Below are 21,261 nucleotides of genomic sequence, written 5' to 3'. Positions count from 1 at the left end.
CGAGCATTGCATCTCAATCTCACGGCACGATGACGATACGACCGCATGCCTGCCCTTCTTGCAGGTACCTGATCGCTGTGGGCACCTCTGACAGGGGAAAGGTCCGGGCCACGACCGGGTTCAGCGCCCCGGACTCGATCATGCCGCGCAGGGCTTCCATGGCATCGCGTTTTTCCATGGAGCCGAACGAAGGCCAGGGCAGGTGTCGGTCGAATCTTGCCCAAAGCATCAGGCCGAGAAAGTACGGGATTCCGCCCAGCGTTCGGCGACCTTTGGCGCCGTAGTGGTCATGGCCGATGATGACGATCAGTCCATCGGGTTTCAGCATGCGTTTTGCGCTTGAGAGGGAAAGCGTGGAGGCGACGTCGATGAGGAGGTCGATGGCTTGTTCGAGCTCGGTGACATCCTCTTGGGTGTAGTCCATGGCCTTGTCGGCACCCAGAGATCGCATGTAATCGAGTTTGGTGGTGTGGTCTACCCCGATGACGTACGCACCGTTGGCCTTGGCCAGTTGGATAGCGATGCTGCCTACGCCACCGGCCGCGCCGTTGATGACGATGCGTTGCCCGGGCTTTTCCCAGATGTGCTTTTGCAGGTTGACGAGCGCGATGATGCCGGCGGTAGGGACGGTTGCGGCCTGCTCGAAGCTGATGTTCCCGGGCTTGAGCGCCAGGACGTGTTGGGGCACGCAGACGTATTCGGCGTAAGCGCCGCCGTTGATCCACTGAATCTGGTCATGGGTTTCACCGAATACCGCATCGCCGGGGCGGAAGTCGGTCACGTCGTGGCCGACGGCGGTCACCACGCCGGCCATGTCCAGGCCGGGGATCGGTTGCTTTTGTCGTTTGAGGCCCGCGCCCATCAGTCGCATGACGCGGGGATAGCCGCTGATCGCATGCCAGACGTCGGGATTGACCGAGGCGGCCCGCACCCGCACAAGCACTTCGCCCGGCGCGGGTGACGGGATGTCGACTTCACGTATCTGCAGCACCTCGTCGGGATCGCCGTACCGATCCTGGACGATGGCCCGCATACTGGTCATCCGGCACCCCGCAAGCCCGTGCTGATCAGCAAGCTGGTGCTCAACCGTTCAAGTCGATGATCTGTCATGGGCTCGGCCCCGATGAAGTTTCGACAGCATACGCGATTGAGGTTGGAGTCGCCCCTGCCAGGAGTCATCGAACAGCCGGCTCCGCACAGCGCGTATGCCGCCGTTTCCCGGGGCCGGGACAGCAAGACGCCAGCGTCAGTTCAACGTTTCATTCGGACCGGGAATGCTGCTCCAGCATTGCGTGCCGAGTCACGGGCTATTCGGGCGTCAGCAGGATCTTGCCGTCGCGCTCGCCCCGGCTGGCGGCGCGAAGGGCATCACTGACTCGCGATAGCGGATAGGTGGCCGCGACCGGTGCGCTGAGTTTGCCGGCGGCGATCTTGCCGATCAGGTCGCCGAACAGTTGTTGCCGGTCGGCTGGTGAGGACTGCTCAAACCAGCTGGCCAGCCAGAAGCCGGTCAGCGTGATGTGGCGAAAGATGAGTTGTCCGGCAGAGATCTGGCAGGGCTCGCCGCTCATCATGCCGTAGTTGGCCACGGTGCCGTCGTCGGTCAGGCAGGCGGCCAGGCGCTCGGTCGCTTCGCCGCCGACCGCATCGATGGCCAGGCGGATCTTGGCCTTGCCGGTGGCTTCGGCCACCCGCCTGGCCAGATCCGGGCCGTCGACCAGCACCACTTCGCCGCCTTGTTTCCTGACGGACTCGACAGCCCCCTCGCGACGAACGACATTGACGGTTTGCAAGCCACGCTCGGCGGCCAGCTGAACCAGGTAGCCGCCCACGGCGGAGTTGGCGGCATTCTGGATGACCCAGTCGCCTGGTTCCAGGTCCACCACTTCGCTGAGCAGCAACGCAGCAGTCGGCGGGTTGATGGTCAGCATGGCCAGCTGCAGCGGGTCGGCCTCGCCCGGCAGGGGAATGAGATCTTTTGCCGGCAGGGCCAGGTGCGAGCGCCAGGTGCCGCAGCCGACCGGCAGCAACACGGTCTGGCCGACTTCCAGACCGCTGACTTTCGGGCCCAGCTCGGTGATTTTTCCAATCCCCTCATTGCCTCCAATGGCCGGAAGATCCGGCAGAACGCCGTAGTCGCCTGTGATGGTGAGCAGGTCGGAGGGGTTGATGGGTGCGGCCAGCAACTCGACCAGCGCTTCGCCGGTACCGGGCTGGGGCCTGTCGTACGGCAAGGCCTTGATGAGCTTGTGCGGCTTGCTGCCGCGTTCGTCGTACTGCGCCTTGATCGGGTTCATGATGTGCCGCTCCTTGCAACATTCGTGATGAGTAAAACCGGTACTGTAACAGTCGATGTGCAAGGCACTGTGCCGTGCAACAACACGTTCGACCCCACCCGGAACGATGTATGATGAATCTCCTGCATCAAGAGCGCTACCGATGAGTTCTCCCGGCGCTGACCTGGCTCCTTCCGACCTGCGCGGCCTGTGCCTGCTGGCCGCCGATGGCGTGGTGGAGGTCAGCCGGGTGGTCGAGCAGCTTCACCACACGATTGCCCGTGTATCGCTTCCAGTGGGGTCGCCGGTGGCCGGGACCACGCGCGGAATCACCGGGCTGGTCTATCGATCCGTCCGTACCATTGCGGGCGTGGCCGGCAGCGGTGCCGGGCTGGTGCTGGGCCGCTTTGCCCCGGCCGTGCCGCTGGGCCAGACGCGCATTGGCCGCGAACATCTGCTGAGCGTGCTCAACGGCATACTGGGTGACCACCTGGAAGCCGGCGCTAACCCGCTGGCCATCGACATGGGTTTTCTTGTCGACGGCATGGCAGTGGACCTGGACTCGGGCCTGCCCGATGAACTGGCGCGACAGGCCGGTCGAAAGCTGCTGGTCAGCCTGCACGGGCTGTGCCTGAACGAGGCCTGCTGGGTGAAGCCTGACGGCGATGTCAGTCTGCCGCGGACACTGGCCGAAAGCCATGGCTACACACCGGTGTACCTGCGCTACAACAGCGGCCGGCATATCTCGGCCAATGGTGCCGAACTGGCCGAAAAGCTGCAGCGTCTGATCGAGATCTGGCCGGAGCCGGTCGAGGAGATCGTTCTGCTGGGGCACAGCATGGGCGGACTGATCGCGCGCAGCGCCAGTCATCATGCCACCCTGGAGGGCCGCGACTGGGTCAATCCGCTCTCGAGCATCATCTGCCTGGGCAGCCCGCATCATGGCGCGCCGCTGGAACGCATCGGACACCGGCTCGACCGCCTGCTGGGCGTCAGCCCCTACAGCGCACCATTTGCACGCCTGGGTCGATTGCGCTCGGCCGGCATCACCGACCTGCGCTTCGGCAACCTGTGCCGGGAAGACTGGCAGGACCGCGACCGTTTCGAACCGGGAGATGATAATCGCCAGCCGGTCGTCCACGCCGACCATGTTCGTCACTATATGGTCGCGGCCACCCTGGACCGGCGTGCCGATTCCCTGCGATCGCTGACCATCGGCGATGGCCTGGTGCCGGTGCCCAGCGCCCTGGGGCAGCACGACAGGCCGGAAAGACAGGTACCGGCTTTGCCCGAACATCAGTTGGTGGTACGCCGCAGCGGCCACGTAGACCTGATGAGTCGCCGGCGCGTGCTGCGGCAACTTCAGCACTGGCTCAGGACTTCGGCGGCTTCTCCGATACGTAAAGCATGATGGTGCCCTGCACCACCACGGTGCCATCGGCGCGGTAAGCGGTGACCCGGACCGGGAGATCGCCGGGCTGCCAATCTTCCGGACGGGTCTCGGCGGTCACGCGGATGTCGGAATCGGCCTTGGCCGTGTAGTCAACTTGCATGCCGCGCGGAATCCAGCGCAGATGTTTCGGGATGGTGGCTTCGGCCAGCCCGCCCATGGCCATTTCCAGGGCATTGCAGATGGCAATGACGTGGACCGTGCCGATATGGTTTTCCACCCGGCGGCGCTTGGCAAAATGCACTTCGCAGAAGTTGGGCCGCAGCTCGGTCACGCGCGGCCGGATGGTGGCAAAGTACGGCGCCTTGCGGGCAAACAACCTCGAAAACAGCCCCTGGCCGAAAGGCCAGCGTGTGCAGCGCCTGTAAAGATCAATCAGGTAATTGGATTCCGGCATGGCTTCCTCATGGCGCATCAGGCGCAAGACTCTCTTTCCATACGGTATCGTATGGAGACAGGACGTACAAGCACGCTGATCCGGATGACGCCTCAAACATCCGCCGGGGCCGTCTGCGCGCCGGCTTGTTGGGCCGCGCGGCGCTCGTATAGTAACGCTTGACGTTATTAACGCCTGGCGTTATGGTCGGGTTGCATGATTCGTTCTTTCCAGTGCCGCGACACGGAGCGATTGGCATCCGGTCATCGAGTTCGACGGTTCATCCAGTTTGAGCGCGTTGCCTTGCGAAAGCTGCGGCAACTGGAAGTGTCCGCCCGGCTGGATGATTTCCGGGTTCCGCCGGGCAATCGTCATGAATCCCTTAAGGGCGATCGTGCCGGACAGTACAGCATACGAATCAATGACCAGTACCGACTCTGCTTTCGCTGGACACGCTCAGGGGCAGAGGAAGTGGAAATCGTCGACTATCACCAGTCAGGTGCCTGATGAAACGATTGGATCCAGTAACCCCCGGCGAACTATTGCTGGAGGACTTTCTCAAGCCCATGGGCATTAGTCAGTACCGATTGGCCAAGGAAATTGGTGTGCCCGCCCAACGCATCGGCGAAATCGTCAAGGGTCGCCGTACCATCACCGCGGACACGGATTTGCGCCTTTGCCGTTTTTTCGGGCTTTCCGACGGCTACTGGCTGCGCGCCCAGGTAGCTTGTGATACTGAAAAGGCGCGGGAAGAGCTTGAATCGACACTTGCCCGCATTCGTCCGTGGAAAGAGCAGCGTGCCAACTGAAGCAGGTTGCTTCCTGCGGTCAGCATGGGCTGCTGATTGAGCCATTGCCTGGGAGACAAGATGAACGGCATTCACACCATCGATACCCACTACCTCGGGCTACCCGAGGTGGCCGCCGCTTACCTGATCATTGACGGCGATCGGGCGGCTTTTGTCGACAACAACACCAACGAGGCCGTGCCCCTGCTCCTGGCGGCGCTGGCCGACCAGGGGCTTGCGCCCGAGCAGGTGGAGTACCTGATCATCACGCATGTGCATCTTGACCACGCCGGCGGCACCTCGGCCCTGGCCCGGGCCTGCCCGAATGCCACGGTGGTGGCTCATCCGCGCGCCGCGCCGCACGTGATCGACCCGTCGAAGCTGGTTGCCAGTGCTTCGGCGGTCTACGGGCAGGCCGAGTTCGAGCGCCTCTACGGCCAGATCGAGCCGGTGGCCGCGGACCGGGTACAGGTCATGGAAGACGAGGAGACGCTGCAACTGGGCAGTCGCGAATTGCGCTTTCTGCACACGCGCGGGCATGCCAACCATCATTTCTGCATAGTCGACAGCGCCTCGGGCGCGATCTTTTCCGGCGACGCGTTCGGACTGGTTTATCCGGCACTCCAGGGCGAGGGCACCTTCGCCTTTCCCTCGACCAGCCCGACGGACTTCGAGCCGGAGCTGGCGCGCGAGTCCATCCGCAGGCTGGTGGCCGAACAGCCGAGCTGCATCTTTCCCACCCACTTTGGCGCGGTCACCGATATCGAAGTGGCCGCCGGCCAGTTGCTACGGCACCTGGAGTTTGCCGAGCGATTGCGTGACGACGCCGAAAACAGCGACCAGCCCGACGAGGCGCTGGAGGCTTACTGCCGGGCACGACTGGCCGACTATTTTGCCGGCCTGCTCGATGGCATGGGCAGCCTCGGGCGCGACCCGAACATCTGGTCGCACCTGAAACTCGACATCGACCTCAACGCCCAGGGCATTGCCTTCGCCGCCAGCAAGCGCCGGCGCAAGGCGAGGGCGAGGTCATGACCGGGCACAGACCGGCTAAAGGAAACTCGTAAACGGCACGGCAAACATCGATGCAATCACGACCCAGGTCAGCCAGCGGTTGCCCCTGCGTCGCGACGCTTCCCTGTGCAGTGCCCAAGAGGTAACCACGGTCGCCGCCTCGAGCACTGGCTGCAGACTGATCTGAGACTTGGCCGGTTCATACAGAAAACGTCTATCGTGCAAGGTCGACGAACTCATCTTCACATGTTGTTCGAAAAGCCTGATCACCGTTTGCCCGGCCAGCACCGTGTCGCCATCGAACAGTAGATCACTGCCGGCGTATCGACGCACTCTGCCGGCCGGATCCTGCAACAGCAGAGCCTGGCCCTGTACGCCTGGTTCGTATTGACTGTTGTCGTAATCCCTCTTGCTCTCCACCAGCCCCTGAATGGTCAGGAAAATCATCGAGATGACCAGGATTCCGGCGCCGAGCACAGACTCGGATTGTTCGTACACCCTCGAAACAATGAGGACAGCGAAGACCAGGGTCGCCCCCACCCAGACGGGCGCCAGCTTCCACTGCCATTTCGTCCAGCGCCGCCTGCGGCTGACCTTTTTGCCCGCACTTAACCAGACGGGCCCATCGTGCTGCATCGAGGCGATGCCTTCGGCATCAAGCGTCTTCAGGCTTTCGCGGAGAGACTCCCGGACTTTCGTGGTCATGGGTTCCATGTGCAACTTTGCCCGTATCACCAGGGCAAACATCCCGATCGACAGGAGCAGCAAGAGCGCGACCATGATCACGACGAAGTTGTCGTGGAGCCTGATCACCAGGCTCGCGTCTCCCTGAAACAGCAATGTGCTCTGCCTGCTGGAAAGATCGTGGCGAAAGAGCTTGTGCCGATTGCTGGCTAACAGCAGCTGGCCCTGATCATCGACAGACCAGTCGGTGATTCTTCCATCGACTCGCACCGCATGGGTGTCGATCAGTTCCCAGTCATCATCCAGCACCGCAAACCGAATGCGATCGGCCCGATTGAGCAAACCGAGCCACCAATGCTCACCCACGCGCCTTAGCCGATGCGGAAGGTCGTAGCCGCTGACGGGTGAGCGCTCGGACAGATCGAGCATGGTTTCGGGCTCGCCAAAACGGCCGTTTGAGACTGTCATGGAGCGGACCTGCCTTGGGCTGCCAACTGACAGAAAGACATCCTGGCCCCGCCGCGTCAGACTGGTTCGCGAACTCTGCAACGAGCGGCTATCGAGCTTTTCTCCAGCGGCGTCGAGCAGATACAGCCTGTCCGGGCCGAGAGAGAGCAGGACAACATGTCCGTCATCCATTTCGACCGCCTGGAAACGATGTCCGAGGTCCAGATCCTTAGCCCAGGGTCGACAATCGATCAGGCCTGCCCGGCACCGCCACAGCGACCGGTTCGAATGCGACACCAGCAGGTCACCACCCCGCAGTGGTGCCAGCATGCGCGGACTGAGCTCCTGATCCCGGGTTGTCGGCAACGGATGGCCGTCCAGGTCATACCACTGCCCCGCCAGGTACACGTAACCGGTATTTCCGTCACCGTCGACCGGCTCGGCCACCGCCAGCGTACCGGGAATCGGCGGAAACATTCTGACCAGCAGAACCAAAACCGCCACTACCAGCACCAGCGACCAGGCCACAATCCTGGTGCGCTGGCCACCCACTCGCACACTTCCATCCATCCCTGATGTCCCCAACCGCTCAAAGTATCAATTCAACAAGGCAAAAAGCGCCGTCCCAACGACACAAGCTACCACGTTTGAAACGGCGGATCGGTGGGTCGCATTCAACCGCTGAATGCGACCCACATCAGTGAATGGGATTCACGCTACTCCGGTTCTTGCGGGATGGGCATGCGTGGCAGTGGCTCGTCGCGCATGGCGGCGTGGTAGAGGAAGCTGGCGAGGACCACGGCGGATTGCATCAGGTCTTCGCGGCGGACGTACTCGCGGGTGTCCAGGTGCGTGTGGTGGGTGCGCCCGAAGTAGTCGAGCCGATCCTGGATGAACTGAAAGCCGGGTACGCCCACCCGGTCGAAGGGCACGTGGTCGGTGCTGCCGGTGCGACGCAGGGTGACCGTGTCGGCATCCAGATCGTGCAGCGGTTCCAGCCAGGCCCGGAACACCTCGGCGGCTGCGACGTTTTCCTCGGCGTGGATGCCCCGGATGCGCCCGCTGCCGTTATCGAAGTTGAAGTAGGCCACATGCTGTCCATGGCCCCGTAGCGGCTCGATCGGCCAGGTCGGTTCGCGGAAACGCTCCGGCAGGGCGAGTTGCTCTTCGTCGGTATGTTCGGGCCGCGTGGCAATGTGGCGCTCGACATAGTCACGACTGCCCAGCAGGCCCTGCTCTTCACCACTCCAGAGGGCAAAGCGGATGGTGCGGCGCGGCTGGACTTCAAGCGCCTGGAGGATGCGGGCGGCCTCCATGACCACGGCCACGCCGCTGGCGTTGTCGGTCGCACCCTGCCCGGCATGCCAGGAGTCCAGATGGGCGCCGGCCATGACGATCTCGCGCCCGGCGCGGCCCCGGCCCGGAATCTCGGCAATGGTGTTGTAGGCCTGGGTGTCTTCCTCGTGGAACTGCGCACGCACATGGACACGGACTTCCACCTCCTGCTCGTCGGCGACCAGGCGCGAGAGCAGGTTGAAGTGCTCGGCGGCCATCTGCAACGACGGCACACCGGGGTTGGCATCCACGCCATGGCCGGCACCGCCCGTCACCCGCACGATACCGTGATCCCAGGAGCTGACATGGATGGTCGCGGCCACGCCTTCCTCGACCAGGAACTCGTGTAGCTCTTCGCGAAACGCCGCCCGGCGGGCCCACTCCGAACGGTCCCAACCGGGACCCTCCTGGGGAATCGGGAAATCGACGATGTCTGACAGCGTGTCGTCGTCGTGACGGTGAACGCTCGGATCCATGCGATCCGCCGGGTCGCGCGGATCGTCCATCAGCACGATCTTTCCTTCCAGCGTGCCGCGCGCCTCCTCGAGCTCGTCTTCGTCGGTCAGCGACACGCGGACCACCGGCCCGGTCACCGGCTGTTCGGTGCCCGGCGTCCAGGCCCGGGGGTAGGCAATCAGCGGCTGCTGGCGCGGTGCGGTCATGTGTACGGACACGTAATCGAATGACCAGCCATGGCCGAATTCAAAGCCTTCCAGGCGGGCATTTTCCAGGCCCCACTCTTCCAGGCGGTCAAGCGTCCACTGGTTGGCCTCGGACATGGCCGGCGAGCCAGTCAGTCGTGGGCCAATGTGATCGGTCAGGTGGGTGAGGGTCTCCATGACCCGGGAGCGGTGCAGGCCCTCCTGGCGAATCCGGGAAACCTTGTCCAGATCGACCGGCTCGGCGCTTGCCTCGGTCACGGCCACCGGAGCGACGTGGAATGCCGACACCAGCAGACCGGCCAGGAACACAACATTGAAAACACGCGACATCATTCAGGCTTCTTTTGGATGGGTGGATAGATGGTGAGGGAGTCCCGGCAAGCCAGGCAGGCGCGCAGGCTCTGCTTTGGGAGCGGCAAGCAAGAGGACAGACCGGGCCAGAATGTATGCCATCGGGAAGGGCAGGTCAACCGAACCCGCCCGGTGGCTCCCGGCACGGTCGCGCTCGACCCGATACAATCATTGCCGATTCCGACAATGCAGGAGACCCGACATGCCGCGATGGTTACCCCTTGCCCTGCTGCTTGCCACCAGCGCCGTTCAGTCCGATGACTACTTCCCCGAACGTGACTACTGGGAGCAGCGCCCGGCCTCGGAACTGGGGTTCGACCCGGACGGGCTTGACGAGGCGGTTGCCTGGGCACGGTCGCAGGCCGACACCGATCCGTCGGATCTCTACAAGATGATCTACAACCATTTTGCCCCGCGGGAACCGGATTTCCGCATTCTGGGCCCGACCCGACCGCGCGCGGGTGACAGCGGCATGATCATCCGCAACGGCTACATCGCCGCGAGCTGGGGCGATCTGGACCGTGCCGACATGGTCTTCAGCGTGGCCAAGAGTTTCCTGAGCACCGTGGCCGCACTGGCGCTGGACGACGGCGCCATTATCGACCTGGACGAGCCGGTGGGGCGTACCGTGCAGGAAGATCATTTCGCCGGGCCGCACAACAGCGCGATCACCTGGCACCACCTGCTGCAACAGACTTCAGAGTGGGAGGGCACGTTATGGGATGTCCCCGACTGGGCCGATCGCCCCGAGGGCGATGACCCGGCCGACTGGCCCAATCGTGAACTGCAGGCTCCCGGCAGCCGCTACAAGTACAACGATGTGCGCGTCAACCTGCTGGCCTATTCCCTGCTGCAGGTCATGCGCGAGCCGCTTCCCGTGGTACTGCGCGAGCGCATCATGGACCCCATCGGAGCCTCGCCGAGCTGGCGCTGGCACGGCTATCACAACTCCTGGGTCGAGCTCGACGGTCAGCACATGCAGTCGGTGTCCGGTGGCGGGCACTTCGGTGGTGGAATGTTCATCAGCACCGAGGACATGGCCCGGTTTGGTCTGCTGTTCAAGCGCCGGGGTGGCTGGGACGACCAGCGTGTATTCTCCGCCGACTGGATCGACACCCTGGCCCAGCCGGTGGCCGATCGGCCCGACTACGGTTACCTGTGGTGGCTCAACACCGACCGCGAGCGCATCCCGCAGGCACCCGAAAGTGCCTACTGGGCGGCCGGATTCGGCGGAAACTTTATCTACGTGGACGAAGAAAACGACCTGGTCATCGTGCTGCGCTGGATACCCGAACTCGAAGAAACCGTCGCGCGGGTACTCGACGCGATCAACCAACCCGAAGGCTGAGCCTGGACAGCCTGACTTGAAAGGGGTCACGGGGGCGGGTGTATACTGTCCGGCAGGTGGCAGGGAGTGAATCTCCGAGAGGGGAGGAGGCCACCATGTCCGCACTATTCGACAACGCCCGCACCTGGCCGGTGGCGCTGGTCGCCGCTGCCATGCTTTTGATGTCCGCCCCGGTTTGCGCGCAACCGCAGGTCCAGCTCCTGGAAGACTTCGAGCTGCGAGACAGCGAGGAGATCGCCCGTGCCAACCAACTTCGTGCAATTCTTGAGGATCGCGGCCTGAGCGAAGAGCAGGTCAGGGTGACCGACTTCGAAGGCCAGGACCGCACGCCGGAACTCCTGGGCCCACGCGTACCAGGCGATGTGCCGCCGCGGCTTGGCGAACGTCAGGTGGTTGTGCGCCCGGCCGAGACCATTTCCATGCGACTGCCTACCGAGCGCAGCGACCTGCCGGGAGGCGTGGCACAGATCGAGGATTCGGGGCGCGACCCGGAAACCGGAGATGGTTGGTTTCACCCCAGCCTGTTCTCCAGTCCGATTCCTGCGATATGGGACGATGACCTGCACCAGTACACGACCCGGCTGTCGATCGGCCTGCGCGGCGAGAACGTGCCGCCCGGCATCGAACTGGAACAGCCGGTGACGGTACAACTGGGCTTCAGCGGCCTGACAGCCGAGCCCATCGAGCAGATCACCCTGCGCCGGCCGGGTATCGAGCACGAGAGGCACCTTGATTTCCAGTTTGTTCCAACGACCGACCAGCCGACTCTGAAAATGCGCTCGTCCATCGTTGATGTCGACTTCGAGATCGAGGCCATGCCGCGCATCGCGATTCTCCCCGAAAGCGACAGCATGACCGGGCTGGGCCTGGAGGAAATCCAGATCAACGTCCGGCGCCTGAAACCGCACGGCGACTTTGCGCCTGCGTCCGACGATCTCCTTGCCGCGGTGACCGTGAGCGGTGCGGCCACCCCCGATTCCAGTGAGCTCAACATCGAAGAAGGGACGGTCGGGACAAGTTTTGCACTGCGCTCGAGCGGGCTGAGTGATGCCACCATCAGGGTTTCGGACGGACAGCACACCGCAAGCCGAACCATCGAGCAGCGTTTCCCAATCGGCCCGGTTCTGGCCGCACTGTTCGGTGGTGCGATAGGCGGTTTTGCAAGGCGTTTCATGAAAAAAGCTCCGCCCATAACAACGGGCACGAGAATAGTCGAAGGGCTGATCGCGGCCATCGTGGTGTATGTCGCCAGCGTACTGGGAGCCGGTTACTTCAACGTTTTGCCTCCGGCCATCGCCGCCACTGAAGCCGGCGCCTTCCTCACCGGCGCGGCATCGGGCTTTGTTGGTGTCGCGGTTTTCGAGGCCTTCAGGAGGAACCTGGTCAGAACGGGTAGCTACTAACACCTGCATTAGTAACCCGGCAGGTATGTAGATCGCATTCAGCCGGGTCAATAAATGGCACGAGCACGAAACCAGGTGATGATCGAACCGGTATAGTGGTGCCGGTTTTGTCTCCTGCACGGGTGTTTCATGCGTAATCTTTTCGGCCTTTCCTCTCTCGTTCGACTGTTCGTCCTGCTAGTGATCTCTTCGGGCATCGGCTCGGCCACGGCGCTGGCCGGGGACCTGTCCTCCCGCGACCTGCGCGGCGCCGAGTCCGAAGATGGGCTGTTTACCGTTCATGTGCTCGATGATGAGCGGATCATTTTCGAGATTCCCGCCGACAAGTTGGAGCGCGACATGGTGGTGATGAGCCGCTATGCACAGGCGCAGGAAGGGCTGGCCGCCCGTGGCGGGGGTGATCGCATGACCGGCAACATGGTGGTCTACTGGGAGCGGCGCGGCGGCCGCATCGTGCTGCGCACCCACACCCATGCCAACACGGCCGACCCCGATTCGCCATTGGCGCTGGCGGTCGCCAACTCCAATTTCGCACCGGTGCTGGCCAGTTTTCCGATTGCCATGGAACGGCGCGGCAATGTGCTGATTGACGTGACCGAGTTGTACCTGGGCGATCACCCGGCCTTCTCTTTCCCGCGTCAGCGCCGGGCCGACCTGGGCATGCGCGAGTTCGACGCCGACCGGAGCTGGCTGGAGTGGGCGCGAAGTTTTCCCGAGAATATCGAGATCCGCGCCGTGCGCAGCTACGAGGCCGACGAGCCTCCGTCCAACCCCAGGGGCGGCACGGTCTCGTTCGAGATCAATCATTCCATGATCCTGCTGCCCGAAGAGCCGATGATGCCGCGCCTGGCCGACGAGCGGGTCACCTGGATTACGCAGACCCAGACGGATTACTCACGTGATTTTCAGGGTGTGCGCCCTTACCAGTACCTGCGCCGCTACCGGCTGGAGCCGAAGGACATGGATGCGTTCCGGCGCGGCGAACTGGTCGAACCGAAAAAGCCCATCGTGTGGTATATCGACCCGGCCACACCGAAGAAGTGGGTGCCCTACTTCAAGGCCGGCATCATGGAGTGGGAGTCGGCGTTCGAGAAGGCCGGCTTCAAGAACGCGGTGGATGTAAAACTCGCGCCCACCGAAGAGGAAGACCCGGACTTCAGCCTGCTCGATGCGCGCTACAACGTGATCCGCTACGTGGCCACGCCGGTGCGCTCGGCCAATGCCGGCGGTGATGTGATCGACCCGCGCTCGGGCGAAGTCATCCGCGGCCACATGAACATGTATCACGGCCTGGACGAACGCCTGCGCTGGTGGCTGGTGACACAGGTGGCCACCGCCAACCCGCGTTTCCGTACCAGCGAATTGTCCGAGGAAGACCTGGGAGAAGCGCTGCGCTACGTGGTTTCCCACGAAATGGCCCATGCCATGGGTCTGCCGCACAACCAGCGCGCAAATTTCGTCTACCCGGTGGATGGACTGCGCGACCCGGAGTTCGTGGCCGAGTGGGGTCATTCGGCCTCGTCGGTGGGCCGCACCCGCTACAACTACATTGCCCAGCCCGGCGACGAGGTGCCGCCGGAACGTCGCATCGGCCGCTGGGACGAGTTCGCCATTTTCTGGGGCTACCGCCCGATTCCCGATGCCGGCACGCCGGAAGAGGAGCTCGACACCCTCAACGAGTGGATCGTGGAACGAGCCGACAAGCCCTGGTTCCGGTCAGCTTTGCCGCAGTTCGGCATGGACGTGGAGTGGGACCCCTACCGCATGACCGAAGGCATTTCGGATGACCCGGTCAGGGCCGCTGAGTACGGCATGCGCAACCTGAGAAAGGCCGTAGGAAGCCTGACCGACTGGTTACTGTCGGACGGCGACGATTACTACGAGCTCGAAACTCATTACCTGCAAGGCCTGACCCAGTGGAACCGTTACGCGGAACATGCGGCCGCGGCGGTGGGGGGCTCATGGACCCATCACAAGCGCGTTGGCGAGGATGGTCCGGTCTACACGCCGATCGAGGCCGACTACCAGCGCCAGGCCATGGCCTTTATCGATGAGCACGTGCTGAGCACCCCGGACTGGGCACTGGACATGGAGATGCTGAGAAAGCTGGAGCATGCCGGTGCCGTCGAGCGCATTCGGGCCTACCAGGAACTGGCCGTTCAGCGTCTGCTCAACCACGCCCGCCTGGCCCGCATGATCGAGCACGAAGCTTTCCTGGGTGACGAGACCTATCGCCCGGCCGACATGCTCGACGATGCCCGTGAGATGGTCTGGCGCGAGTTGAATGCCGGCGAATCCATCAATACCTGGCGACGCAATATGCAGCGCGCCTGGCTGGATCAGGCCCATTACCTGCTGCACCAGGCCGAATCCGAGCACTGGCAGCCGCCGGCCTCGGGCAACCTGCGCGTCGGGCGCAACGACGACCCGCCACTGAATGCCGACCTGCACATCGCCCAGTCCGACATCCATGCACTGCTACGCGACCAGCTACGCCTGCTGGGCGAGGACATCGACCGGGCACTGGACAACGGCATCGACGACCGCATGACCCGCATCCACCTGGAAGATGCCCGCCAGCGCCTCGACCGGGCGTTGCGCTAAGGAGACGGCATATCGGTTCCATTGCAGGGATCGGGCGTGGCCGGTTCCATGCGGCCGAACCAGAGGATCTGCCGCCAGCGTTCGGTCTCGGCCAGCATGTACTGTCCTTGTGCGGGGTAGCGCGGATCTTCGCAGTCCACGTGCAGCACTGCCGACTCGCCGGCCTCGAACCGGCCGTAAAAGCGCACGCACTGATCGTCGCTGGCAAAGGTTTCATCCTGGCCTTGAATGCCGCGGGCCAGGGGGATGGGCAGCGCGCCGCAGCGCCACAGGGTGAGCGTGCTGTCGCCTTCCTTCCAGTGCAGCACGGCAGGCGTATCACCGAACTCACCGCGGGCTTCATAGTGGGTCAGGGTGCAGCCACCCAGCAAAGTGGCCAATAACAGTCCGCAGATCAGGGCCGTCGGTCTTTTCATGATGGTCAACCCCATAGCATGGATACCAGTCGAACACCGATGGTCGGATCCTTCCAGTACGCGGTGTGTGCCAGCAGCCACTTGACGCCACTGTTGACGACGTGGCCGTGCAGCAGCCAGCCGGCCTGGTCGGTGGCGTCACGATAGCGGGCCTCGACCGGCCCGTCGCTGCCGTCCACCTCGACCCGGGTGCCGAACACCCGGCCGCTGACCACCGGATCATGAAGGCTGTAGAAGTTGTGCCACGGCAGGCGTTCAACGTTCGAGGGCACCGGTGCGATCTTCACCTTGGGAAAGACCTGCATGCCGGGCATTTCGATATCCAGGCCCAGCGGACTGCCCAGGGTGACCAGCCCCTGCACGGCCCACAGGCGGCGGTCGTCGCCGGCGAACAGGCTTTCTTGTGCCATCAGCTCGTTGAGGGTCTGGAGAGCGTACACGCTGCCCAGGCTGTGGCCCAGCAACAGTACGCGGTGCCCCTGTTCGTGCAGGCTGAGGATGCGTTCGGCCAGTCCGGCGCGGATACGGCCGGCGGTGCTGGAATTGCGGGCGTTGATGACGACATCGCCGGCCAGGTCAATCGCCTCGCTGAGCGCGCGTCCGGCCAGCGGTCGCCCCCGGGAGATGGCGCGGGCGATGAACTGTGCCAGTCGAACCGTGGGGTGCTGGTCGTTCTTGTGCTCGTAGACGTATTGATCAACCGTGTAGTCCTCGCTGATATGACTTTGCCGCAGGACCCGATCGACCAATGCGCACACCGTTTCGTCAAGCTCGATATTCATGCCCGAACCACGCTGTACGCCGTGGACCACGACGATATGTGGGGCCTTGGCCAGGTCGACGCTCATCGGCTGCCTGGCGTTCCGTTTCTGGTCTTCATCATGGCAATAGCCGTGCTCTCAGCAGCACCTTGCGCCAGGTCCTGCGCGTGTGCTGACGCAAACGTCGGCGCGCCCAGCGGTTCAGCAGCAACCCCGGCACAAGTAGCACAACGGCCAGCTTGAGCCATGGGTCGGCCAGGAGCAGGGTCACGAGCGGATTGAGCTGATCGAGCCCTGGCGCGGACAAAAATCGCCACAGCTTGGTATAGGGCAGGCCGAACAACGCCACGATCAGAGCCAGAGTGCCGAGAAGGTTGATGCCATAGGCCAACCGTCGCCACAACACCGGCCCCCTGGCCACATGGCGGGCGGCATCGGCCTCCGGAAGTTCGCTCGACTCGTCGCAACCGGCCCCGGAGAAAGGACCGGGCCCTCGGGTATGAACAATCTCCACGTTGGCCGGCAGGGTATAGGGCGCATAGTCCTGGGTGCCTTGCAACAGGCGCTGGCGAACGCTGACGTGCACCGGGATCCTGCGCGGCGCGGGCGTGAGCCAGGGTATGCCCAGGCGCCGATGCCAGGCGCCCGGCAGCTCGGGCAGACGTAGCCAGCGTGCCCAGCCGTGCTTCTCGCCGGTGTAGGTACGCTCGAGCCAACGCGGATGATATCGATAGAACAGCCCCGCACCGGTGCGGGGTTCGTAATGGCGGCCCTGTGCATCGGCCTGGTGCTGAATGGCCACCCGGGTCGAGCTGTGAACGGCAAAGCGCTGTCCACCATCATCCTTGAACAGCGCCATGGCCGGGGGATCGGATTCGCCTGCCAGCAGCGGCCTTGCGGTATCGCCCTCAAGCCAGATTCGGTCAGAGCCCAGGCTGTCGATCTCACCGAGCATCCAGTCCAGGGTCACAAAAGCCAGGCCGTCCTTGGGATAGCCACCCCCCACATTGGAATGCGCCCCGGCAAACCAGACCTGCTCGACATCCTGGCAGAGCTTGGCGCGCTCGCCGGGTGCTTTCCGGGTCGACCAGACGTTGGGGTGAAACGTGCGACGGTCGTCGTCGATGGACAGGGCCTGCCGGGCAGTGCGCACCCAGCCACTCAGCTCACGGTCATGGAAACCGTAGCCGCGGCGGTTGCAGAACAGTCGCGGGCACACCTCGAGCAGGACCTTGAGCTCGTCGACAGGCATGCCCACGGCATCGACGGTATCCCACACGCCGAGAAAGCGGATGTAGACCTCTGGGTGAAGATCGAACTCCTCACGCAGCGCCCGCACCTTCCGGTCTCCGAGGGAACGATAGGCCGGCAGGATGCGTTTTCGGATCAGGCGTTCCGGTTCTTCCTCGGCGAAGTAGCCCTGTTGCGTCCACAAACCGCAGCGGGCCAGCATGCCGGCCAGCACGCGCACGGTGAACGCACCACGGCTGAACCCGAGCAGGTAGATACGGTCGCCAGGCCGGTAGTTGCGGGCGAGAAAGGCGTAAAAGCCGGTCACGTTGCGAGTCAGGCCAATACCGAACGCCCCGCCCAGCGCCTTGGCGATGCGCATATCGTCGGTTCCGACCCCGTCGTCGTAACGAACCCGTTGCTCTACCGGCGCCTGGTGGCGATCAATGGCCTTGTACAGGCGCCAGACATTGGTATCCCTCGTTACGCCGCCGCGGTTGCCGGTGCCATCGGACAGGACGATCAGGTTACGTCCCGCGAGCCGAGGCGTTGATCGGGGGCTGTCCATGCCCGCCTCCGGAGGTCCGCGAAGCCCTGTAGATCACCATAAACCCCCGACTTCACAAATGCAAACGCGCCGCCTGGCTTGATCTGGCGCAAGCGCTTGCCCGAGAATCCTGCCTATGATGAGCCCATACCGGCACCGCAACTCCGCGGGTGCCGACCTCATCGGGTGGAGGAATATCAGAATGCGCTTCGTGCCCAAAGCGTTGCTCAAGCGTCTTTACAATCGCGCCAGCCTGCGCAACACCGAATCCGGGGTGCGCTTTTCAATCAAGAACCGGCTGAGTCCAGCCAGGCTGGAACAGGTCGAGCGTATTCGCATCAACGGCCGCGACGTCTCGCCAGACCGGGCCAGACTCTCGGTCGATGGTCATGCCGAATTCTCCCTGACCGAGGTGACACCGGATCGCGCCATTGATTTTGCCCTGGGCTCCCTGCTGGTCCTCGATCTCGCCATGGACACACTGGACGAGGGCGAGCACCAGATCGAACTGGAGTTCCGCGCCCAGCCATTCGGAAAACTGACATTGTCGGTGACCGATCAGCTCCAGACCCGACGGCGCGCCCCCGAGACCATCCCGCGAGATGCCGAGGATGATTACAGCGAAGCGGTGATCGAGGAGCGCCAGCGATTTGTCACCGAGCGTACCGGCGTGGAGCTCACCCATATCCCCGGGTACTCCTTCGAGCCCGGACTCACCCGCGGCAACATCGAACATTTCACCGGAGTGGCCCAGGTACCGCTGGGCATCGCCGGGCCGTTGCATGTCAACGGCGAGCATGCTCTAGGCGAGTTCTACGTGCCGCTGGCGACCACCGAAGGTACGCTGGTGGCTTCCTATAACCGCGGTATGCGCGTGATCCGCGAGTGTGGCGGAGTGCAGTGCACGGTGGTGGGCGACAACATGCAGCGTGCGCCGGTATTTGCATTCGAGAACGCCGCCGCGGCGCGGCGTTTCGCTGACTGGCTGAAGGGGCAGACCGACCAGCTCAGGCAGGTGTGCTCCGACTCCGACCGTTTCGTGTCACTGAAGTATGTGGACTACTACCTGGCCAGCCGCTTCTGCTATACCCGCTTCAATTTCACCACCGGTGATGCCGCCGGAATGAACATGGTCGGCAAGGCGACTTTTGCCGCCTGCAACTGGATTCTGTTGAACTTCGCCGGAGCCGAGGTAAAGGACTTCTATCTCGAGTCCAACTTTGCTACTGACAAGAAGGCCTCGATGATCAATTCGATGCGTACACGCGGCAAGCGCGTGACTGCCGAGATCACGGTCAAGCGCTCGGTATTGCAGAACATCATGGATGCCGATACCGAGCAGCTCCATACCCACTCCAAAATCGCCAATATCGGCTCCATGCTCTCGGGCGCCAACAATAACGGCTGCCATGCCGCCAACGCCATCACCGCGATCTTTATCGCCACCGGCCAGGACGTGGCCAACGTGGCCGAGTCGTCGGCGGGGATTCTGCATACCGAGCTGACCGAGGACAAGGATCTCTACATCTCCATCACCCTGCCGTCGCTGATCGTCGCCACCATTGGCGGCGGCACCGGCCTGGCCACCCAGTCCGAAAGCCTGCAAATCATGGGCTGCCAGGGGCCGGGCAAGGTAATGAAGTTTGCCGAGATCGTGGCCGGCACGGTGCTGGCCGGAGAAATCTCGCTGGGTGCGGCCATCTCCTCGCTGGACTGGGTCTCCAGCCACGACCAGCTCGGCCGCAACGATCCGACCCGCCAGCAGTAGTCGACCCCTTTGCTTTCGCCATGACTTGACCCCGCCGCTCGCGGGGCGGATGCTTTGTGTTCGGTATCGGACCGGCCTGTCGAATCCGGCACCGGCCACACGACCATTCAGTGTGACGCCAACCTGAGGAGTGCGCGATGAAGTACGTCTGCCTGGTGTATGCCGACGAGCAGGATCTGCACGGGCTGCCCGACAGTCCCGAGGATGCCGAGTGCCACGCTTTTTCCCAACGCCAGCTCGAAGCCGGCCGCATGGTCGGGGGGCAGGCGCTGCAACCGGTTGCAGCGGCCACCACGGTGCGGGTACGCGCCGGCGAGGTGTCGATCACCGACGGGCCGTTTGCCGAGACCCGCGAGCAACTGGCCGGTTTCTATCTTGTCGAGGCCAGGGACCTCAACGAGGCCATCCGCTTTGCCCAGCAGATCCCGCCGGCGCGGGTCGGATCCATCGAGGTCCGGCCGGTGCGCGAGCTGGACACCTGATTACCGAACATGAGCGGCCAGCCCCGTGCCGAAGGCGTCGAGGCCGCGGTGGAGGCGATCTACCGCGCCGAGTCGCGCCGCGTTCTCGCCAGTCTGATCCGCCTGCTGGGTGATTTCGAGCGCGCCGAGGAGGCGCTGCAGGAGGCATTTGCCGCCGCACTTGTGCAATGGGGCGAAGTGGGGCTGCCGGACAATCCGCGCGCCTGGCTGGTCTCGACCGGGCGTTTCAAGGCCATCGATCGCATGCGCCGCAGCCGGCGCCATGACGAGTTGCTCGGGCAGAACCCGGGGGCGGTCGCGCCGGCCGAACCCGACCCCGGCATCGAGACGATGGACCTGCCCGATGATCGCCTGCGCCTGATCTTTACCTGCTGTCATCCGGCGCTGGCGAAGGAAGCACGCGTGGCGCTGACCCTGCGCGAGGTCTGCGGCCTGACCACCGAGGAAGTCGCGCGAGCCTTTCTCACCCGCCCGGCCACCATGGCCCAGCGCATCGTGCGCGCCAAGCGCAAGATCCGCGATGCCGGAATACCCTACGAAGTGCCGTCGCGACCCGAACTGCCCTCGCGGCTCGATGCCGTGCTGCAGGTGGTCTACCTGGTCTTCAACGAAGGCTACGCGGCCAGTGCCGGTGAAACCCTTTTGAGGGGCGATCTCGCCTCCGAGGCGGTCCGCCTTTGCCGCCTGTTGCTGGAATTGCTGCCCGACAGCGAAGTGCGCGGTCTGCTCGCGCTGATGCTGCTGCAGCATTCGCGCCGGCGCGCCCGCACCGATGCGGCCGGCGAACTGGTACGTCTGGAAGACCAGGATCGTGATCTGTGGGACCGGCCGATGATCGACGAGGGGCTGGCATTGGTCGAGCAGGCCTGGCGTTCCGGTCGCATCGGCCCCTACTCCGTGCAGGCGGCCATCGCCGCGGTCCATGCCCGCGCCATAACGCCGGGGGACACCGACTGGCAGGAAATCCTGGCGCTGTACCAATTGCTCGAACGCATCCAGCCCTCGCCCGTGGTTACGCTCAACCGGGCAGTGGCCCTGTCCATGGCCGAGGGGCCGGCGGCCGGGCTGGAGCTGGTCGATGCCCTGCTCGGCAGCGGAGAGCTTGAGCAGTTTCATCTGGCCCATGCCGCCCGCGCCGACCTTTGCCAGCGCCTGGGCCGGCACGACGAGGCGCGCCGCGGATTCGAGCGCGCGCTGTCGCTGGCCTCCCAGGAGACCGAGCGCCGTTTTCTCAAGCGCCGCCTCGACGAACTGGAGTCCGGGCTCGAATCTGATTGAATCGGAGGTGTCGATTGGCGCCGGCGCCGTTCGACAAGACA

18 protein-coding genes are annotated in these 21,261 nt (G+C 63.8%); 10 read left to right on the top strand and 8 right to left on the bottom strand.

Annotation, left to right across the window (positions count from 1 at the left end; translation table 11 throughout):
- Positions 1–19: 19 nt before the first annotated feature.
- Together IC757_RS00810 and IC757_RS00805 are read right to left on the bottom strand one after the other, a co-directional pair.
- Positions 20–1,033 (bottom strand): NAD(P)-dependent alcohol dehydrogenase, encoded by a 1,014-nt coding sequence (locus tag IC757_RS00810; protein ID WP_190975521.1) that lies wholly within the window; start codon positions 1,031–1,033, stop codon positions 20–22.
- A 274-nt stretch (positions 1,034–1,307) separates the two neighbouring features.
- The gene (locus tag IC757_RS00805; protein WP_190975520.1) at positions 1,308–2,297 is read right to left on the bottom strand and encodes a zinc-dependent alcohol dehydrogenase family protein; all 990 of its coding nucleotides are present in this window, start codon (positions 2,295–2,297) and stop codon (positions 1,308–1,310) included.
- Positions 2,298–2,439: 142 nt separating this feature from the next.
- On the opposite strand from IC757_RS00805, the gene IC757_RS00800 reads away from it, so the two are divergent.
- Positions 2,440–3,687, top strand: coding sequence for an esterase/lipase family protein (locus IC757_RS00800; protein WP_190975519.1), 1,248 nt, complete (start codon positions 2,440–2,442; stop codon positions 3,685–3,687).
- On the opposite strand, the gene IC757_RS00795 is transcribed toward IC757_RS00800, so the two are convergent.
- Positions 3,650–4,141: a hotdog fold domain-containing protein gene (locus tag IC757_RS00795; RefSeq protein ID WP_223846322.1), complete on the bottom strand. Its 492-nt coding sequence runs from the start codon at positions 4,139–4,141 to the stop codon at positions 3,650–3,652. The genes IC757_RS00800 and IC757_RS00795 overlap by 38 nt on opposite strands.
- Positions 4,142–4,318: 177 nt before the next feature.
- On the opposite strand from IC757_RS00795, the gene IC757_RS00790 reads away from it, so the two are divergent.
- From IC757_RS00790 to IC757_RS00780, 3 genes are read left to right on the top strand one after another with little or no spacing between them, the layout of a single operon-like run.
- Positions 4,319–4,609 (top strand): type II toxin-antitoxin system RelE/ParE family toxin, encoded by a 291-nt coding sequence (locus IC757_RS00790; RefSeq protein ID WP_190975518.1) that lies wholly within the window; start codon positions 4,319–4,321, stop codon positions 4,607–4,609.
- The gene (locus IC757_RS00785) at positions 4,609–4,911 is read left to right on the top strand and encodes a HigA family addiction module antitoxin (protein WP_190975517.1); all 303 of its coding nucleotides are present in this window, start codon (positions 4,609–4,611) and stop codon (positions 4,909–4,911) included. The genes IC757_RS00790 and IC757_RS00785 overlap by 1 nt, the downstream gene beginning before the upstream one ends.
- Before the next feature lie 60 nt (positions 4,912–4,971).
- Positions 4,972–5,925, top strand: coding sequence for an MBL fold metallo-hydrolase (locus IC757_RS00780; protein WP_190975516.1), 954 nt, complete (start codon positions 4,972–4,974; stop codon positions 5,923–5,925).
- Positions 5,926–5,940: 15 nt separating this feature from the next.
- Here the strand turns inward: IC757_RS00780 and IC757_RS00775 are convergent, their stop codons facing one another.
- On the bottom strand, positions 5,941–7,605 hold the full coding sequence (locus IC757_RS00775) for a hypothetical protein (RefSeq protein WP_190975515.1): 1,665 nt from the start codon (positions 7,603–7,605) through the stop codon (positions 5,941–5,943).
- A 146-nt stretch (positions 7,606–7,751) separates the two neighbouring features.
- A complete protein-coding gene (locus tag IC757_RS00770) occupies positions 7,752–9,365 on the bottom strand; it encodes a M20/M25/M40 family metallo-hydrolase (protein WP_223846192.1) in 1,614 nt (537 codons plus the stop codon).
- A 220-nt stretch (positions 9,366–9,585) separates the two neighbouring features.
- Between IC757_RS00770 and IC757_RS00765 the strand changes: the two genes are divergently transcribed.
- The 3 genes from IC757_RS00765 to IC757_RS00755 all read left to right on the top strand — a co-directional run bounded on the left by IC757_RS00765 (position 9,586) and on the right by IC757_RS00755 (position 14,738).
- On the top strand, positions 9,586–10,731 hold the full coding sequence (locus tag IC757_RS00765) for a serine hydrolase domain-containing protein (protein WP_190975514.1): 1,146 nt from the start codon (positions 9,586–9,588) through the stop codon (positions 10,729–10,731).
- 95 nt (positions 10,732–10,826) lie between these two features.
- Entirely contained in the window at positions 10,827–12,134 is a 1,308-nt protein-coding gene (locus IC757_RS00760; protein WP_190975513.1) for a hypothetical protein, read from the top strand.
- A gap of 129 nt (positions 12,135–12,263) precedes the next feature.
- Positions 12,264–14,738 (top strand): zinc-dependent metalloprotease, encoded by a 2,475-nt coding sequence (locus IC757_RS00755; protein WP_190975512.1) that lies wholly within the window; start codon positions 12,264–12,266, stop codon positions 14,736–14,738.
- On the opposite strand, the gene IC757_RS00750 is transcribed toward IC757_RS00755, so the two are convergent.
- The 3 genes from IC757_RS00750 to IC757_RS00740 are packed head-to-tail and all read right to left on the bottom strand — an operon-like array spanning position 14,735 to position 17,713.
- On the bottom strand, positions 14,735–15,154 hold the full coding sequence (locus IC757_RS00750; RefSeq protein WP_190975511.1) for a hypothetical protein: 420 nt from the start codon (positions 15,152–15,154) through the stop codon (positions 14,735–14,737). The two genes, IC757_RS00755 and IC757_RS00750, sit on opposite strands and share 4 nt — an antisense overlap.
- A 5-nt stretch (positions 15,155–15,159) precedes the next feature.
- On the bottom strand, positions 15,160–16,002 hold the full coding sequence (locus IC757_RS00745; protein WP_190975510.1) for a hypothetical protein: 843 nt from the start codon (positions 16,000–16,002) through the stop codon (positions 15,160–15,162).
- Positions 16,003–16,033: 31 nt separating this feature from the next.
- Positions 16,034–17,713, bottom strand: coding sequence for a DUF2235 domain-containing protein (locus tag IC757_RS00740; RefSeq protein ID WP_190975509.1), 1,680 nt, complete (start codon positions 17,711–17,713; stop codon positions 16,034–16,036).
- 181 nt (positions 17,714–17,894) lie between these two features.
- Here IC757_RS00740 and IC757_RS00735 point away from each other — a divergent pair, with 181 nt between their 5' ends.
- The 3 genes from IC757_RS00735 to IC757_RS00725 all read left to right on the top strand — a co-directional run bounded on the left by IC757_RS00735 (position 17,895) and on the right by IC757_RS00725 (position 21,220).
- The gene (locus tag IC757_RS00735) at positions 17,895–19,460 is read left to right on the top strand and encodes a hydroxymethylglutaryl-CoA reductase (protein ID WP_190975508.1); all 1,566 of its coding nucleotides are present in this window, start codon (positions 17,895–17,897) and stop codon (positions 19,458–19,460) included.
- 137 nt (positions 19,461–19,597) lie between these two features.
- Positions 19,598–19,942: a YciI family protein gene (locus IC757_RS00730; RefSeq protein WP_190975507.1), complete on the top strand. Its 345-nt coding sequence runs from the start codon at positions 19,598–19,600 to the stop codon at positions 19,940–19,942.
- Positions 19,943–19,951: 9 nt separating this feature from the next.
- Positions 19,952–21,220 (top strand): RNA polymerase sigma factor, encoded by a 1,269-nt coding sequence (locus IC757_RS00725; RefSeq protein WP_190975506.1) that lies wholly within the window; start codon positions 19,952–19,954, stop codon positions 21,218–21,220.
- Positions 21,221–21,261 lie beyond the last annotated feature (41 nt).

This window comes from Wenzhouxiangella sp. AB-CW3 (assembly GCF_014725735.1).
GTDB lineage: Bacteria > Pseudomonadota > Gammaproteobacteria > Xanthomonadales > Wenzhouxiangellaceae > Wenzhouxiangella.
The sequence above is the reverse complement of the archived record's forward strand: the minus strand, read 5'-3'. Positions and strand labels throughout refer to the sequence as shown.

What these genes read in the sequence shown, in the direction of transcription:
- IC757_RS00810 (WP_190975521.1), bottom strand. Translation starts at nt 1,033, where the DNA reads ATGCGGGCCATCGTCCAGGATCGGTACGGCGATCCCGACGAGGTGCTG.
- IC757_RS00805 (WP_190975520.1), bottom strand. Translation starts at nt 2,297, where the DNA reads ATGAACCCGATCAAGGCGCAGTACGACGAACGCGGCAGCAAGCCGCAC.
- IC757_RS00800 (WP_190975519.1), top strand. Translation starts at nt 2,440, where the DNA reads ATGAGTTCTCCCGGCGCTGACCTGGCTCCTTCCGACCTGCGCGGCCTG.
- IC757_RS00795 (WP_223846322.1), bottom strand. Translation starts at nt 4,141, where the DNA reads ATGCGCCATGAGGAAGCCATGCCGGAATCCAATTACCTGATTGATCTT.
- IC757_RS00790 (WP_190975518.1), top strand. Translation starts at nt 4,319, where the DNA reads ATGATTCGTTCTTTCCAGTGCCGCGACACGGAGCGATTGGCATCCGGT.
- IC757_RS00785 (WP_190975517.1), top strand. Translation starts at nt 4,609, where the DNA reads ATGAAACGATTGGATCCAGTAACCCCCGGCGAACTATTGCTGGAGGAC.
- IC757_RS00780 (WP_190975516.1), top strand. Translation starts at nt 4,972, where the DNA reads ATGAACGGCATTCACACCATCGATACCCACTACCTCGGGCTACCCGAG.
- IC757_RS00775 (WP_190975515.1), bottom strand. Translation starts at nt 7,605, where the DNA reads ATGGATGGAAGTGTGCGAGTGGGTGGCCAGCGCACCAGGATTGTGGCC.
- IC757_RS00770 (WP_223846192.1), bottom strand. Translation starts at nt 9,365, where the DNA reads ATGATGTCGCGTGTTTTCAATGTTGTGTTCCTGGCCGGTCTGCTGGTG.
- IC757_RS00765 (WP_190975514.1), top strand. Translation starts at nt 9,586, where the DNA reads ATGCCGCGATGGTTACCCCTTGCCCTGCTGCTTGCCACCAGCGCCGTT.
- IC757_RS00760 (WP_190975513.1), top strand. Translation starts at nt 10,827, where the DNA reads ATGTCCGCACTATTCGACAACGCCCGCACCTGGCCGGTGGCGCTGGTC.
- IC757_RS00755 (WP_190975512.1), top strand. Translation starts at nt 12,264, where the DNA reads ATGCGTAATCTTTTCGGCCTTTCCTCTCTCGTTCGACTGTTCGTCCTG.
- IC757_RS00750 (WP_190975511.1), bottom strand. Translation starts at nt 15,154, where the DNA reads ATGAAAAGACCGACGGCCCTGATCTGCGGACTGTTATTGGCCACTTTG.
- IC757_RS00745 (WP_190975510.1), bottom strand. Translation starts at nt 16,002, where the DNA reads ATGAGCGTCGACCTGGCCAAGGCCCCACATATCGTCGTGGTCCACGGC.
- IC757_RS00740 (WP_190975509.1), bottom strand. Translation starts at nt 17,713, where the DNA reads ATGGACAGCCCCCGATCAACGCCTCGGCTCGCGGGACGTAACCTGATC.
- IC757_RS00735 (WP_190975508.1), top strand. Translation starts at nt 17,895, where the DNA reads ATGCGCTTCGTGCCCAAAGCGTTGCTCAAGCGTCTTTACAATCGCGCC.
- IC757_RS00730 (WP_190975507.1), top strand. Translation starts at nt 19,598, where the DNA reads ATGAAGTACGTCTGCCTGGTGTATGCCGACGAGCAGGATCTGCACGGG.
- IC757_RS00725 (WP_190975506.1), top strand. Translation starts at nt 19,952, where the DNA reads ATGAGCGGCCAGCCCCGTGCCGAAGGCGTCGAGGCCGCGGTGGAGGCG.